Source organism: Psychromonas aquimarina ATCC BAA-1526 (assembly GCF_000428725.1).
In the GTDB taxonomy this organism is placed as follows: Bacteria; Pseudomonadota; Gammaproteobacteria; order Enterobacterales; family Psychromonadaceae; genus Psychromonas; species Psychromonas aquimarina.
In genome coordinates this window covers 26,380-41,048 of the sequence record NZ_AUAM01000040.1, presented here as the reverse complement: position 1 = coordinate 41,048, position 14,669 = coordinate 26,380, and the positions used below count along the sequence as shown (strand labels likewise).

The window sequence follows — 14,669 nt, the reverse complement described above, 5'->3', positions numbered from 1 at the left end:
TTGGAGCGGTACACGAGACTCGAACTCGTGACCCCGACCTTGGCAAGGTCGTGCTCTACCAACTGAGCTAGTACCGCATCACATCTTATTATCATAAAAAGCTGTCTGGTATGTTGGTGATACCTGCTTCGTATGAGGTGCGCATTATAGAGAGGGGGCAGATGAATGCAAGCTTTTTTTACTGATTTTTCAGTTCACAAAGCCTGCCTGCCGAGTTTTTAATCAAAGCGGTTTATTTATTAAACAACCCTAGAATTTAAAGAAGTGTTTCTGATAATGCTGCAGTTCCGAGATTGATTCTCGAATATCGTGCAGTGCTAAATGCGTACCCGCCTTTTTGTGTGCATCAGTCATTTCCGGCGCCCAGCGGCGGCCCAGCTCTTTTACCGTACTCACATCAATATTACGGTAATGGAAAAAATCTTCTAACTCAGGCATCTGGCGAACCATAAAACGGCGATCCTGACCAATACTGTTACCGCATAATGGTGACGCTCCAACAGGAACCCATTTTTTTAAAAATGCCAGGGTCGCCTGCTCTGCTTGTGCACAGCTTACTTTACTTGCGATAACCCGCGCCGTTAGACCAGAACTCGCATGATGCTCTGTACACCACTCATCCATAGCATCCATCACTTCTTTGCTTTGATGGATAACGAACTCAGGGCCTTCAGCAATTATATTTAAATCACTATCGGTGACTATGGTCGCGATCTCGATTATCTGATCTGTATCCGGGTTTAATCCGGTCATCTCTAAATCAATCCAGACAAGGTTATTTTCATTCATGCTTATTGTGATCCTTTTCTCTGCTAGAGAGGGCTCTTTCCATGCACCCAGTACCTTGTAAGGATATAAATCGACAAGTTAAAATATGCTCAGATACAGGCGCAACTCCTGTAACCTGCTGTTTCTCAACTTGCTTCTATCATAGTCAGGAAAATTCCATAGAGCTGAAATATATTAAAGAGGGGATTATTCCTCTCTTTACGGCACGCTTTTTCCGGCATTCCAGCTAAACTGTCAATTTCTATTTACAAGTGCTTTGAGTACGTTACTTAAAAATATAGTATGATACGTCATTAATACAATTAGTGATAGCTAAGGAAACCTGTGGCTAAGAAGAAACGACTCAGTAAAAATCAAGTTCGCCGTGTTCAAAGTAATCAGAATAAGCGTTTGACAAAAAATGAGAACAAACAATGGGACGAATCTGAACTTGGCCCGCAGCTTCAAGGCATAGTAATCAGCCGTTTTGGGCAGCATGCTGATATTGAAGATGAAAACGGCAGTATTGAACGCTGTAATTTACGCCGCGGAATAAAATCCCTAGTCACTGGAGACCGAGTGGTATGGCGTGCAGGCAAGGAATCGTATCACGGCATCAGCGGTGTGGTAGAAGCTGTTCACCCGCGTAAAACCGTATTAACACGTCCTGATTATTACGACGGTATTAAACCAATAGCCGCCAATATTGACCATATTATTATCGTCAGCTCAATTGCGCCTGAATTTTCCCGCAATATCATCGACCGTTATTTAGTTGCCTGCGAAGATATAGGCATTACACCTATTATCGTTCTAAATAAAAGCGACCTTTTAGACGATGAAACGGCAGAACTTATTGACCAGGAACTGCAGAGTTACCGGGATATCGGCTACAAAGTTCTATACAGCTCAAAGCATGGCGACGGTCTGGACGACTTAAAAAACGCGATGAAAGACAAAATCAATATATTTGTCGGGCAGTCCGGGGTTGGTAAAACCTCTTTGCTGAACACGCTGCTGCCTGAAGTCGAAGCCGTAACAGGTGAAATATCAGAAGGCTCTGGTCTGGGCAGACATACTACCACCACGGCGCGTTTATATCATTTTGCCGACGGCGGAGATTTAATCGACAGCCCGGGAATTCGCGAGTTCTCATTATGGCATTTAGAGGCCGAGCGTATCGCATCCGGTTTTATTGAGTTTCGCAAGCATTTAGGCGGCTGCCGCTTCCGTGACTGTAAACATAAAAACGATCCGGGCTGTGCATTAGCAGCTGCCGTTGAAGCAGGTGAGATTCATGAAGCCCGCTACCATAGTTTCCTGCGTATATTAGAAACCATGGACGATGCAAAAAATGCGCGTAACCGTAATCCAAATACTTATTGATATTTAATGACTTTATTACATATTATATACCCGTTACCAATACTGAAGAGAGTAAAAAACTATGATCGACCAGCTTAAAATTACTGGCCAGTACCTTTTACCTAAGCACCTTGTTTCTCGTTTAACGGGTAAAATAGCGGCTGCCAAAGCAGGTAAATTAACTACTTTTTTAATCAAGCAGTTTATTGCTAAGTTTAAAATTAATATGGATGAGGCGAAACATTCTGATCCGGTTTATTTTGATACCTTCAATGACTTTTTCACCCGCGAACTAAAAGCCGGTGCGCGCACTATTATTGAGGGAGATGATAATCTGGCGCTTCCTGTTGACGGCTGCGTGAGTCAGTTAGGTGAAATCAAAGCAGGTCGAATTTTCCAGGCTAAAGGACATGACTTCAGCTTACGGGAACTGCTAGGCGGACGCGATGACGTTGCAGCCCCTTTTGATGACGGTTTATTCTCGACCATTTATTTAGCGCCGAAAGATTACCACCGTATTCATATGCCTATAACGGGTAAATTAGAACAGATGATATTTATTCCCGGCGATCTGTTTTCGGTTAACCCGCTCACCGCGGAAAATGTACCTAATTTATTCGCTCGTAATGAACGGGCCGTGGCACTGTTTTCTACCGCACTCGGGCCGATGGCGATGGTATTGGTCGGCGCAACAATTGTAGCCAGTATCGAAACAGTCTGGGCAGGAACGCTGAAAGCAGACAAAAAAGAGATTCAATACTGGGATTATACAGATAAAGACATCACCCTTGAAAAAGGCGCAGAAATGGGCCGTTTCAAACTAGGCAGCACGATTGTGGCTTTGTTCCCTAAAGACAGCATCGCATTCTCTGAAGAGCTGCAGGCAGGCTCTGTTACTCGTTTAGGTGAACTTTTTGCAAAAGCACAAATAGAAGCACAAACAAGCAAAGAATCTTAACAGGAAAATTTACAACGAATGTCTCAATTATCAGCAGCACAATACTTAAAAAAAATATTACTTGCCCCTGTTTATGAAGCTGCCGTTGAAACTAAGCTGCAGCCTTTAGCTAAGCTGTCAGCCCGTTTAAATAATCATATTTTATTAAAGCGTGAAGACCTGCAGCCGGTTCACTCGTTTAAATTACGCGGTGCTTACAATAAGCTGGCTAACTTAACTGAAGCGCAGAAACAAAGAGGCGTAATTGCGGCTTCGGCTGGTAACCATGCCCAGGGTGTTGCGCTTTCCGCTCAAAGAATGGGCCTGAAAGCAACGATTGTTATGCCCCGGACAACACCCGATATTAAGGTAAATTCGGTACGGGCATTAGGTGCAGGCGTAGTTTTATTTGGAGAGGCTTTCGATGAAGCCAGCACACACTGCAAAGAACTGGCTGCGCAGCACGGTTATACCTTAATTCCCCCTTTTGATGATCCGGATGTTATTGCCGGTCAGGGTACCGTTGCTAAAGAGCTGCTGCAGCAGGATGCCCATCTGGATAAAATATTTATTCCTGTCGGCGGAGGCGGTTTAGCGGCCGGCATTGCTGTATATATAAAACAGCTGCTGCCCGATATAAAAATTATTGCCGTTGAACCCGAAGATGCAGCCTGTTTAAAAGAAGCACTGCAGCAGGGTGAACCGGTCACCTTAAGCAAAGTGGGTTTATTTGCAGACGGTGTTGCCGTAAAAACAATCGGTGCGGAAACCTTCCGTTTATGTCAGAAATATATCGATGAAGTCATTACCGTCAATAGTGATGAAATCTGCGCGGCTGTCAAAGATATTTTTGATGATACACGTGCTATATCAGAACCAGCAGGTGCACTGTCATTAGCGGGTCTGAAAAAGTACTGCCACCAGCATGAGCTGAAAAATGAACGTCTTAGTGCGATTTTAAGCGGTGCAAATGTTAACTTTCACGGCCTGCGCTATGTCTCCGAGCGCTGTGAATTAGGCGAACAGAAAGAGAGCATTCTTGCCGTTACTATTCCAGAAAGGCAGGGCGCGTTTCTAGACTTCTGCAACCAGCTTGACGGACGCGCAATTACTGAATTTAACTACCGCTTTAACTCACCTAAAGAAGCAAATATCTTTGTTGGTGTACGCACCCCGCTGGGTTTTGATGAGTTGGCGGCACTCACTGAAAAACTGGCGAAAACCGGTTATTCTGTCGCGGACTTAAGTGATGATGAAATGGCAAAATTACATGTGCGCTATATGGTCGGCGGCGCACCACTCAACAACTTAAATGAACGCCTGTACAGCTTTGAATTTCCAGAGCACCCCAATGCACTGCTTAAGTTTTTGAATATGCTCGGTACACATGCCAATATTACACTGTTTCATTACCGTAATCATGGAGCTGCTTACGGCCAGGTATTAGCCGGTTTTGAGCTAGATGAGCACAATACCGATACCTTCAGTGAACATCTAGATGCGCTCGGCTACAGTTATAAAGATGAAACTCAAAATCAGTCATATCGTTTCTTTTTATCACAACAGGGCCACCACTAGGACGATACATGATGTACTTACCGATAAAGCTGAAAAAACACCTGCGCCGCTTAACCCGGCAGCTGACCTGGCCTATGATGTTTCTTCTGGTGCTTGCGCAGGCAGGCATTACCTACCTGCTGTTTGTTTTAGCCGGTGAAACAGAATTAACCCAAAATCCGTTACAGTTTCTTTATTACAACATGGTGGTTATATCAACCGTTGGATTTGGTGATTTCAGCCCGGCAACCCACTTAGGTAAAATCATCGTTTCCGTTTTCCAGATACCATCTGGACTGATTATTTTTGCCACTTTCATCGGTAAAATAACCCAACTGTTTATCAATATAGCGAGATCCAACATGAACGGTACTAACGACTTCTATCACTATGATGACCATATATTATTATTGTGCTGGGACAAGCATTCGACAGAGCAGATTGTAAAGTTAATTCTCGGAGACAAAAAGCGTAAGAAACGCCAGATACTGCTCTGCGTAACCGATGATATGAAGAACCCGTTTCCCGACAACAGTGAGGTCTCTTTTGCCCGGGTGCGTACTTTTTCAGATACCGAAGAGCTGCAGCGCATCGCTTTAAGTAAAGCGAAACGCATCATTGTCGACGGTAAATCCGATGATGAAACCTTGTCTATCGCCTTAAGTATTGCCACTTATGCAAGCTCAGACGCCAATATTTCCGCCCATTTTTTTGATAAGAGTAAAGCAGAGTTATTAAAAATTCACTGCCCGCAGATTGAATGCAGCGTTGATACCAGTTCACAAATGATGGTCAGAAGCATGCAGGATCCGGGCTCCAGCCAGGTGGCAGAGCAGCTGCTTTCCACCCTGAGCGGGGCAACCTTGTACAGTATAAAGACACCGGAACTGATAAAACCTCTGCCTTTCGGCCTGCTGTTCAATCATCTAAAATCCAATAACGGCATGATTGTAATAGGTTTAAGTCACTTTAAGAACGGTGATAAAATGCTGTTAAATCCGCAGGGCAATGTTCTTGTGCACAGTGCCGATTACCTGCACTACATTGCCGACGAACGAATTGCAGCTGGTGAAATAAACTGGAGTGAATTGTACTAATATTCTATTCTTATGCCCTTAACTCAACAAAATAAAACATAACTTAATTTTAACTAAATGTTTTGCAAGGGCAAATTAACAACACCTTGTTTACATAGAATATTATGTACCGATCCGTACATCTGTCTTTTTTAATGCCCGCAGACTTATTGACAGTAATTACTATTTACCTATAATCGTCTTCTTTATGTTCCTCATGTCACAAAAGTGAGGATTAAATGGGAAGCATGTTTCACCAGCTTAAGGGTGAAAAGAGCATGCACTGCCCCCGCAACTGTGTAAGTTTTTACAAAGTAAAAACTATAGTCAGATACCAGCATAAAAACGTCACTGTCCATTAAGCGGGTCGGCTTATCTGGAACGTAAATCAGCATCCGAACCGCTGCACTCCTGAATGCAGATGGTTTCGGTATTCGTAATGGTGGCGAGCCAGAGAAAGTCTTTGTTGCTCAGCAGATATGAAAGGCCACCGCCTTCCCGTAGAGCCTAGAGCAGCAGACTTTCTTATATTTACTATAAAATAACAAGGAAGAACCATGCCGCACTTACGTATCACTCCAATAGCCTTAATATTAGGCAGTATTTTCAGCACCCAAAGCCTGGCGGCAGAAAGCGATGCAGCCGCTGACAGCAGCCGGGATGATATTATTATCTCTGCCAGCCGCGTTGAAACAAAACGCATTGAAAGCGGCAGTGCCGTTACAGTATTTGATCAGCAGTACCTGAAAGAAAATCAGACGCGCAGCGTTGCTGAAATTCTTCGTGATGCTCCCGGTGTAAGCGTTGCAAGCAACGGCGGATTAGGCAAAAAAACCTCTGTTTTTATTCGTGGTGCAAGCTCCAGTAATACTGTTGTTATAATTGACGGTGTTAAAGTAACAGATCATTCATCGGCGTCAGGCGGTTTCGATTTCTCACATTTAATGGCAGATAATATTGAACGCATTGAAGTATTACGCGGCCCGCAAAGTGCACTTTGGGGCAGTGATGCTATGGGCGGGGTCATTAATATTGTCACAAAAAAAGGCCGGGGCCAGCTAAACGGCAGTGTTGATTTAGAGTTTGGCGGAAACAAATTCAATAAACAAAGCATCAATTTAAATGGTTCAAACGACAAAAACCATTACTCAGTTTCAGCTTCTAATTTATCAACCGACGGTATCAGCACCAAAAACGGTGAATTTGATGACCCCGATGATGACGGATACAAAAATCAGAATGTCACTTTAAAAGCGGGCCGCCAGTTCACCCGTATTTTCTCTCTTGATGCAGTAATGCGCTACACAGATTCTGAATCAGAATATGATGTAACCGGCAGCTACGATGATAACTACGCAAAAAATCGTCAGCGCTCAGCAAAAATAAATTCCCACCTTAATTTACTCGATAATAAATGGAAAAACCGTTTATCTCTGGCTTACTCAGATACTGTTTCTCAAAATTACGAGCCCCAGGGTTATTACGGCCCCTATGCAGAAAACTCAGGAGATAACACTAAAGTTGATTTACAGAGTGATTATTTCTTAAACAGCACTGGTGACTTCAACCACAGATTTACGCTGGCGGCTGAAACTGAACAGTCAAAATTTCAAGCCTGGTCTGTTGATCAGGAGCAGAAGATGGACAGCTCTGCTGTGATCGGTGAATATGCTGTTGACTGGACAAAAACGGTTTTCTTAACTGCTTCTCTGCGTCGTGATTTTAATAGTGACTTTGATAATACCAGCACTCATAAAATCACTTTAAGCGGCTGGGCTAATGACGGTATTCGTTTACATGCAAGTCAGGGAACGGGTGTCAAGAACCCTACCTTCAGCCAGCTTTTCGGCTATTACGCAACACCGGATCTTAACCCGGAAAGCAGCAGAAGCTGGGACGCAGGTATTGAATACAACTTTGAACGTATTGATGGTTATATTGATTTAACTTATTTTGATGCTGATTATGATGACGCCATTCGCTGGGATCCAAATAACGGTTCATTTGGTGGTTATGTTAACCAGAATGAAAAATCTAACGGTATCGAGTTAAGTTCATTTGTCCGCGCAACTAAAGCACTGCGTATTAACGGTCAATACACTTATATGGAAACTAATGACGGTACACAGGCAGGCAATGAACTGCTGCGTCGTCCAAAACATAGCGCAAGCCTTAACTTGAATTATAAATTTACTAATAAATTCAGTACTAATTTAGGCGCGCGTCATGTCGGAACACGTCTTGATTACGGCAACATAAAACTGGATAGTTATAACCTTGTGAACATAGGTGCTAATTATCAAGTACACCCGCGTATTACTGTTTACGGCCGTATTGAAAATGCCTTTGACACGGATTATGTCGATATCACAGGTTACAGCACTGAACCGTTAACTGCATACCTGGGTGTGCGTTTCCAGTAAGCTGAAAACTTTAAGGAGGGTAAAATGAACAATCTGAAACTGCTTGGTTTTACCCTCTTTTTATTATTACTGATCACTGTCATTCACCTGCAGAAAGGCCGCCTGTTTGCTCTTTTCCCGGAGGGAAGCGGTAATTTTACCACTCAGGTGCAGGGGGAGGGCTTTCCAAAAAAACTGCTGGATACCACAGGCATAAGTTTCATATTAGAAAAGCCCCCTTCGCGCATTATTTCTGCCACTCTGGCTACCGACCATATTCTCTCTGATTTAATTAACCCGCAGCGTTTAGCAGCAGTCAGCAGCTATATTGACTACCCCAGCCTGTCTAATATTGTCGGTTTTTATGATAAAAGCATCAGCCGTACTCAGGGAGAAATAGAATCTATGCTGGCTCTGCAGCCCGATTTAGTTTTTGTCGCCTCCTACAGCAACCCGGAAACCGTGCGTTACCTGCTGCGCAGCGGCATCTCCGTGGTACGTCTGAGTCAATTTAACTCCTTTGCCGATATTTATAACAATATTCGTATTGTCGCTAATGTTACCGACAGCAAACTACAGGCTGAGAAAATTATCAGCGGCATTAAAAAACGCATCCAGCATATAAAATCACAAGTTAAAGACAAACCTAAGCCGCGCGTACTCTATTATGATCTTAACGGCTACAGCGTAGGCGCAAATTCACTGATGGATGAAGCTATTCGCCTTTCCGGCGGCATCAATGCGGCCGCCGGTCTATTAGCTGATGGAGAAAATAAGATTAGTGAAGAGCTGGCTATATCACTGCAGCCGGATGTGATTGTGATGAATCAATGGGTTTTTAACCAAAGCAGCGGGCAGGAGTCTCCTGCCGCCCTATTAAGCAGTAAAAAAGCCTGGTCAGATGTACCGGCAGTAAAAAACCAGCGTATTTATGCTGTACCCGGCACCTGGTTAAGAAGTATCTCACAGCACCGCATCAAAGGAGTGGAGGCAATAGCAAAACTGCTTCATCCTGATATCAGTACTTACCCGCAAGAGAAAATAAATGCTCAGTAATATACGCTCTATACAGTCAGCTCTGCTTTTTCTAGCGGTATTATTTATCGGCTTATCTGTCCTGGGAATTTTACAGGGGCCCGCCGATATCTCATTGACGGCTGTTGCAGCGATCCTGAAACAAAGCTTATTCGCTGTCAGCAGCAGTGATATCCCTAACTGGCAAAGCAGTATTATTTTAGATGTACGCCTGCCGCGCATGATTATTGCACTGTTTGCCGGAGCAAGTCTGGCATTATGCGGTTTGGTCATGCAGGGCATGTTCCGTAACCCGCTTGCTTCGCCTTCCGTTCTAGGTGTCTCGTCGGGAGCTTCATTAGGTGCGGTCACTGCAATTTACCTTGGCGCTTCTTTAGTTTCCGCCTGGGCTATTCCGCTGTTTGCTTTTATTGGTGCGGGTATATCTCTAAGCATAGTTTACCGGGTTGCTTCAACCCGTGGTCAGACAAATATCGCCACACTGCTTCTCTCAGGTGTCGCTATGGGTGCCCTTAATGTCGCTGCTACATCATTACTGTTAGCGCTGTCCCTAAGCAACTGGGATGTAGCACGGATGATTATCTACTGGACTATGGGCGGGCTCGACGGACGCACCTGGGATCATGTACTGATCATTCTCCCGATAGTGGTCAGTGGTTTTGTACTGCTGCTGTTTTACAGCAAACAGCTGGATCTGCTGCTGCTCGGAGAACAGCATGCACTATCTGTCGGGGTTGATGTACGCAGAACCCGGCGCAATCTGCTTATTATCAGCACCGCAATGGTCGGCGCATCGGTTTCCGTTGTCGGAGGCATAGGTTTTATCGGATTAGTCGTACCGCATATTCTACGTTTAGCCCTGGGGCCTTCGCACCGTTATCTGCTGCCCGCGTGTTTATTCGGCGGCGCAGTTACCCTGCTGGGAGCTGATCTGTTTTTAAACAGTTTCTTTGCCGAGCAGGCAATTCCGCTCGGCGTAGTCACAGCGGCACTAGGTGCACCGTTCTTTCTCTTTCTTTTAATCAAACAACGTTTTGTTTTAAGTTAACCGGATTATTAATATGTCACCTTTAAGCTGCTCTGCTCTGTATTTTTCTTATGATAAAAAACCGTTATTGACGGATATTCACCTGGATTTCCAAGCCGGCCAGTTTGTCGGCCTGATCGGTGCCAACGGCGCAGGTAAAACTACCCTGCTGCAGCTGCTTTTAGGGCTGATTAAACAGCAGTCAGGTAAAATCACCCTTAACGACAGAGAAATTCATTCACAGAAACGCCGTGAAATCGCCAAGCAGCTGGCCTTTGTGCCGCAGTCCATTGAGCTGCCCTATGCTTTTACCACGCAGGCATTAGTTGCCATGGGCAGAAATCCTTACCTCGGCCCCTTTGAACTAGAGACCATGGAAGACAGGGAGCTTATAAACAGCGCGATGGCAGAAACAGATATTCTGCATCTTAAAGACCGCTTTGTGAATACTCTTTCCGGCGGTGAGAAGCAGCGGGTTATTATCGCCCGGGCGCTTGCTCAGCAGGCCCCGACTATTTTACTGGACGAGCCGATTGCAAGTTTAGATATCTGCCACCAGATTGAAACTCTGCAGCTGATAAAATCACTCACTCAAAACGGTAAACTGGCTGTTACCGCGCTTCATGATCTTAATCTGGCAGCAGCCTACTGCGACCGCCTGATTCTAATCGGCAGAAAAACAGATCAGCAGGGGACAACTATTGTCGCAGACGGTACGCCAGAGCAGGTACTTACTCACGATAATCTCACCCGTTATTTTTCTATTCAGACAGACATTATTAAAACTAACAGTACAATCAGTCTAGCTAATATTAAACCGTTTAAACCTAAGCAGGCAGGTTAAAAATGCACAGTTCAGTCAAAGATCAACAGCCGCTGCATAACGGCTTCCCGCTGCTGCAGACAGAGTTGTTTACCATTAAACAGCAGGGGCGTTTTATCGGCATAAACTTATTACACAGGCACAGGGTTTTATCAAGCTGTCCTATTAACGGCGGATTGTCCGATGACCTAACTTATTTAGTCAATCATCAAAGCTGCGATCCGGTACCTGAATCAGCTCATAGCAGCTACTTAAACAGTTTATCGGCATCACAGTATCACCAGCTTCAGTGCCGCGGCCTGGGTATTCCAGAGCATAAAACGGTACTGCTTAATACCGCTGTAAATATGAATAATCACGCTGTTGTGCAGCATTCCTATAAAGACCTCTGTGTCACAGTGATTGCGACAGCCGGTGTTGAATCAAATGCTCTTTGTGCCGGAGATAAAACCAGCTGGCATGAAAATGATAACGGCATTGAAAGCTGTATAGAGACGCACCAGCAGGCCGGCACCATTAATTTAATCCTGCTGATCAATCGGGCGTTATCCAAAGGAGCAGTGGCGCGGGCAGCGGTAACCTTATGCGAAGCAAAAACAGAAGCCCTGCGCCGCTTAGCGGTAAAAAGTAATTACTCAGCCCGCCTGGCAACCGGCACGGGAACCGATCAGTATATTATCGCCAGCGCACTTGAAGATGCTCAGAAAAAAAAATTAACAGAAAGGCAGTGGTCAGGCGGGCACAGTAAACTTGGAGAGCTGATTGCATTATCCAGCATCGAAGCAGTGCACAGTGCATTACGTAAACAAAATGGTTTTGATCAGGTAAAAACCCAGCACTTCTGCTACGCCCTGGCGCGTTTCTCTATTACTCAGGAAAGACTGCTTGCACAGATAAAAGAATCCTGTGCGCCGTCACTTTATACACATATCGAAAACAATATCGAAGTATTATTAAGCGATCCGCTTGTTGTATCCAGCGCCTATGCACTGGCATCAATTGAGGACAACTTACTCAGCAATACAATTGCGGGCGGCACGGCACAACAGCAGCGTATTAACCAATGTGCTTTGCTCAGTGTCTCATTAAGCGTTAATATGACCCTTTTTGAGCAGTTTCATCAGCAGCTGAGAACATTTATACAAGCAGATTTAAGCACTTTAATAAGCCGGGCATTTATCCTTGGAATAGAGCAGAAATGGCAGTTTAACAGACAGTCTAATTGACAACAGCAGCCTCGACAGTTAACAACATTTCCCAGACTGTTCTAAGCTCAATATTAAAAAATAATTATAGGAATCAAACAAAAATGGCACTGGACAGCACTCTAAATACCGTTGCAGGCTCTTCTCTTTTTCAGCAGATACAGCAGACTATGCCGGAATGGTTTCAACAGGGCGGCGTGGTGATGTGGTTATTACTAGTCACCTCTTTTTTGACCACTATAGTGACATTAGAAAGGTGTTTTATCTGGCTTAACTATCACTTTCAAGAGGAGCATTTTCCGCTGCATGAGTGCTTTGCATCATTAAATAAATATGAAAAAACTGATGCATTACTGCACTGTCAGAAACGTGATACACCCGCTCTAAAAATGCTCGAACATGGAATCAACGCCCTGCCTTTTTCACCTAACGAAAAAATGGAATCCTACGCAGAAATACAGATAAGCGCCATGTCCCGCGGACAGTCACTGTTAGATACAGTGATCACCCTTGCGCCTATGCTGGGCATTTTAGGCACAGTATTAGGAATTATCGATTCATTTAATATTTTAAGTCTGCAGGGGGTTGAGAATCCCACAGCGGTTGTCGGCGGTATTGCCCAGGCACTGATTTCAACAGCGGCCGGGCTGTCCGTGGCGCTGTTAGCTCTGCTGCCCTATAACCTGTTTCGCTCGCAGATTCAGAAACTGACACTGCATCTTGAAAGTGTCGGCAGCGAGTTTTATCATATCTGCCACCAGAAAAGCCTGGTCACTAATCAGATAAGTTCAGATATGCAGGAGCTGGACGACAGCTTAAGCGCTAAGCCGACAGCAAAAAATAAAACAGATACCGTAGCAGAGCATAGTGAAATGCCCTACCACTATGAGTTTAAAGAAGGCTCAGACGAGGTGAAAGTAAGTATTCATGATGATGAGATGAAAGAGCTGCATAAAACTTCTCAGGAGTCCTTAGTGGAAATGTACAGCGATGCAGTTAATGATAAGGATGAATTCTATGGTATTGATGAGGTAGAGCTGCAGGAACTGCAGGAAACCGCTCATCTTAAAGAGCAGCAGAAGACAGGCGAGGAAGTGCGATGAAACTGCACAAACGACGCTTCCTGCAGCCGGCCCGTGTGGAACTGCTGCCTCTGATTGACGTGATTTTTCTACTGCTGATATTTTTCATTTTTGTTATGTTAAAAATGACCGTACAGAGCAGCATCAAAGTGGATCTGCCTCAGTTGAGCAGCAGTGAGTTACAGACAAAGGAGATGCTGACAATCAGTATTAGTGCTGAAAACCAGGTTTTTGTTAATGAACAGCTTTCATCAGTGGCGGATTTTCTTGAGCAGGTTACTGCTCTGCAGCATAAAAAGACATTACCGATATTAATTCGCGGCGATCAGAAGGCCGACTTAGGTATCGCTTTATCCATTTTAAACAAACTGCGTTCAACCGGATTTGAACACGTAACTTTTGCAGCAGAAAAAGACGATTAGAACATCATGAAATATATCAGCCATTATTTTCCTTTTTTTATACTCAGCATCCTGCTTTACGGGCTGTTTTTTTATTATAACGCCCAGACCACTATTGTTACCCCGATCCAGTTAAACTCTGGAAAACAGTCAATGCAGCTTCAGTTTGTAGAAATTCAACAGACACCTGCAAAACAAGCCCCGGCAGAAATAATCAAACCAGAGCCGGTTAAAAAAGAGCAGGAGCCTGTAAAAACACCTGCTCCACGGCCTGAGAAAAAAACAGTACCTGCGCCGGTTGTCCATACACAAAATGAGTCGCAGATAAAAATAGCCAGACAGGAACTGCGCAGGAGCATTCATGAGACCAGCGCAGAGAGTGATGCCTTATTAAAAAGTGAACAGTATGAGAAAGACTTCCACCTTGATTTACCGGCAGCTCCCGTCAGCAGAAAAGCACCTGCGAAAAAGCTGAAAAAACCGCTGAAAGCGCCAAAACCACAGCCGCCGGCCAGCAGTGAAATTATTAAGCACCAGGAAAAGCCTAAACGCGTATTCAAACCCTCACCGGCGGACAATGCAGCGGCTCCTTCGTCACAAAAGCAGGGAGTATTACAGGAGGCCATAGTGGTTTCCGGCAATAAACCTACCTACCCGAATCGTGCTGTTCTGCGTAATCAGCAGGGAAGAGTAGTTGTAAAATTAACCGTAACCATGAGTGGTAAAGCTAAAAACCCTAAAATAATTACCTCCAGCGGTTACCCTATTTTAGATAATGCAGTGCTTGAATTTATCAGCAAAGAGCTGTTTATGCCGGCTCATAAAGGTGAAGAAAAAATTACTACAGAACAACTTTTTTCGTTCCGCTTTGAGCTAAAATAAAGCCCGATTTCTGACCGCTAAACACTAAGAACCAGGCTCGAATATCCTGTTATTTTTTTAACAAAACCTCGCAATGCGATAAATTAAGTTTAAGCTTAAAGAGGATTAT

At 44.4% G+C, this 14,669-nt stretch carries 13 protein-coding genes, 1 tRNA gene and 1 riboswitch; of the genes, 12 read left to right on the top strand and 2 right to left on the bottom strand.

The annotated features are described in order from the left end of the window. Position 1: 1 nt before the first annotated feature. Both G337_RS0114720 and orn read right to left on the bottom strand, forming a co-directional pair. Positions 2-77 (bottom strand) — tRNA-Gly (locus tag G337_RS0114720). A 172-nt stretch (positions 78-249) separates the two neighbouring features. After that, positions 250-795 carry an oligoribonuclease gene (gene orn / locus G337_RS0114715; protein ID WP_245597664.1) on the bottom strand — a complete coding sequence of 182 codons (546 nt, stop codon included), beginning with the start codon at positions 793-795 and terminating at the stop codon, positions 250-252. 318 nt (positions 796-1,113) lie between these two features. On the opposite strand from orn, the gene rsgA reads away from it, so the two are divergent. The 12 genes from rsgA to G337_RS0114650 all read left to right on the top strand — a co-directional run bounded on the left by rsgA (position 1,114) and on the right by G337_RS0114650 (position 14,560). Then, positions 1,114-2,154, top strand: a complete 1,041-nt coding sequence (gene rsgA / locus G337_RS0114710) for a small ribosomal subunit biogenesis GTPase RsgA (RefSeq protein WP_028864575.1) — start codon at positions 1,114-1,116, stop codon at positions 2,152-2,154. 61 nt (positions 2,155-2,215) lie between these two features. Then, positions 2,216-3,091 carry an archaetidylserine decarboxylase gene (asd, locus tag G337_RS0114705; protein WP_028864574.1) on the top strand — a complete coding sequence of 292 codons (876 nt, stop codon included), beginning with the start codon at positions 2,216-2,218 and terminating at the stop codon, positions 3,089-3,091. A gap of 18 nt (positions 3,092-3,109) precedes the next feature. Beyond that, on the top strand, positions 3,110-4,648 hold the full coding sequence (ilvA, locus tag G337_RS0114700; protein ID WP_028864573.1) for a threonine ammonia-lyase, biosynthetic: 1,539 nt from the start codon (positions 3,110-3,112) through the stop codon (positions 4,646-4,648). Positions 4,649-4,656: 8 nt separating this feature from the next. Further along, positions 4,657-5,724, top strand: coding sequence for a potassium channel family protein (locus G337_RS0114695; RefSeq protein WP_028864572.1), 1,068 nt, complete (start codon positions 4,657-4,659; stop codon positions 5,722-5,724). 170 nt (positions 5,725-5,894) lie between these two features. Further along, positions 5,895-6,060: riboswitch (cobalamin riboswitch) on the top strand. 200 nt (positions 6,061-6,260) lie between these two features. Next, positions 6,261-8,126 carry a TonB-dependent receptor domain-containing protein gene (locus G337_RS0114685; protein ID WP_028864570.1) on the top strand — a complete coding sequence of 622 codons (1,866 nt, stop codon included), beginning with the start codon at positions 6,261-6,263 and terminating at the stop codon, positions 8,124-8,126. Between the two features lie 24 nt (positions 8,127-8,150). After that, the gene (locus G337_RS0114680; RefSeq protein ID WP_028864569.1) at positions 8,151-9,161 is read left to right on the top strand and encodes an ABC transporter substrate-binding protein; all 1,011 of its coding nucleotides are present in this window, start codon (positions 8,151-8,153) and stop codon (positions 9,159-9,161) included. Further along, the gene (locus G337_RS0114675; RefSeq protein WP_028864568.1) at positions 9,151-10,188 is read left to right on the top strand and encodes a FecCD family ABC transporter permease; all 1,038 of its coding nucleotides are present in this window, start codon (positions 9,151-9,153) and stop codon (positions 10,186-10,188) included. The genes G337_RS0114680 and G337_RS0114675 overlap by 11 nt, the downstream gene beginning before the upstream one ends. A gap of 13 nt (positions 10,189-10,201) precedes the next feature. Next, positions 10,202-11,011, top strand: a complete 810-nt coding sequence (locus G337_RS0114670) for an ABC transporter ATP-binding protein (RefSeq protein WP_028864567.1) — start codon at positions 10,202-10,204, stop codon at positions 11,009-11,011. A 2-nt stretch (positions 11,012-11,013) separates the two neighbouring features. Beyond that, positions 11,014-12,216 (top strand): adenosylcobinamide amidohydrolase, encoded by a 1,203-nt coding sequence (locus G337_RS27770; RefSeq protein ID WP_051303270.1) that lies wholly within the window; start codon positions 11,014-11,016, stop codon positions 12,214-12,216. A gap of 83 nt (positions 12,217-12,299) precedes the next feature. Next, positions 12,300-13,298, top strand: coding sequence for a MotA/TolQ/ExbB proton channel family protein (locus tag G337_RS0114660; RefSeq protein ID WP_028864566.1), 999 nt, complete (start codon positions 12,300-12,302; stop codon positions 13,296-13,298). Beyond that, entirely contained in the window at positions 13,295-13,699 is a 405-nt protein-coding gene (locus G337_RS0114655; protein WP_028864565.1) for an ExbD/TolR family protein, read from the top strand. Before G337_RS0114660 ends, G337_RS0114655 begins: the two co-directional genes overlap by 4 nt. A 6-nt stretch (positions 13,700-13,705) precedes the next feature. Further along, the gene (locus tag G337_RS0114650; protein WP_028864564.1) at positions 13,706-14,560 is read left to right on the top strand and encodes an energy transducer TonB; all 855 of its coding nucleotides are present in this window, start codon (positions 13,706-13,708) and stop codon (positions 14,558-14,560) included. Positions 14,561-14,669 lie beyond the last annotated feature (109 nt).

Excerpts from the sequence above, each read along its gene's own strand:
- asd (WP_028864574.1), top strand. The coding sequence starts at position 2,216 with ATGATCGACCAGCTTAAAATTACTGGCCAGTACCTTTTACCTAAGCAC.
- ilvA (WP_028864573.1), top strand. The coding sequence starts at position 3,110 with ATGTCTCAATTATCAGCAGCACAATACTTAAAAAAAATATTACTTGCC.
- G337_RS0114695 (WP_028864572.1), top strand. The coding sequence starts at position 4,657 with ATGATGTACTTACCGATAAAGCTGAAAAAACACCTGCGCCGCTTAACC.
- G337_RS0114685 (WP_028864570.1), top strand. The coding sequence starts at position 6,261 with ATGCCGCACTTACGTATCACTCCAATAGCCTTAATATTAGGCAGTATT.
- G337_RS0114680 (WP_028864569.1), top strand. The coding sequence starts at position 8,151 with ATGAACAATCTGAAACTGCTTGGTTTTACCCTCTTTTTATTATTACTG.
- G337_RS0114675 (WP_028864568.1), top strand. The coding sequence starts at position 9,151 with ATGCTCAGTAATATACGCTCTATACAGTCAGCTCTGCTTTTTCTAGCG.
- G337_RS0114670 (WP_028864567.1), top strand. The coding sequence starts at position 10,202 with ATGTCACCTTTAAGCTGCTCTGCTCTGTATTTTTCTTATGATAAAAAA.
- G337_RS27770 (WP_051303270.1), top strand. The coding sequence starts at position 11,014 with ATGCACAGTTCAGTCAAAGATCAACAGCCGCTGCATAACGGCTTCCCG.
- G337_RS0114660 (WP_028864566.1), top strand. The coding sequence starts at position 12,300 with ATGGCACTGGACAGCACTCTAAATACCGTTGCAGGCTCTTCTCTTTTT.
- G337_RS0114655 (WP_028864565.1), top strand. The coding sequence starts at position 13,295 with ATGAAACTGCACAAACGACGCTTCCTGCAGCCGGCCCGTGTGGAACTG.
- G337_RS0114650 (WP_028864564.1), top strand. The coding sequence starts at position 13,706 with ATGAAATATATCAGCCATTATTTTCCTTTTTTTATACTCAGCATCCTG.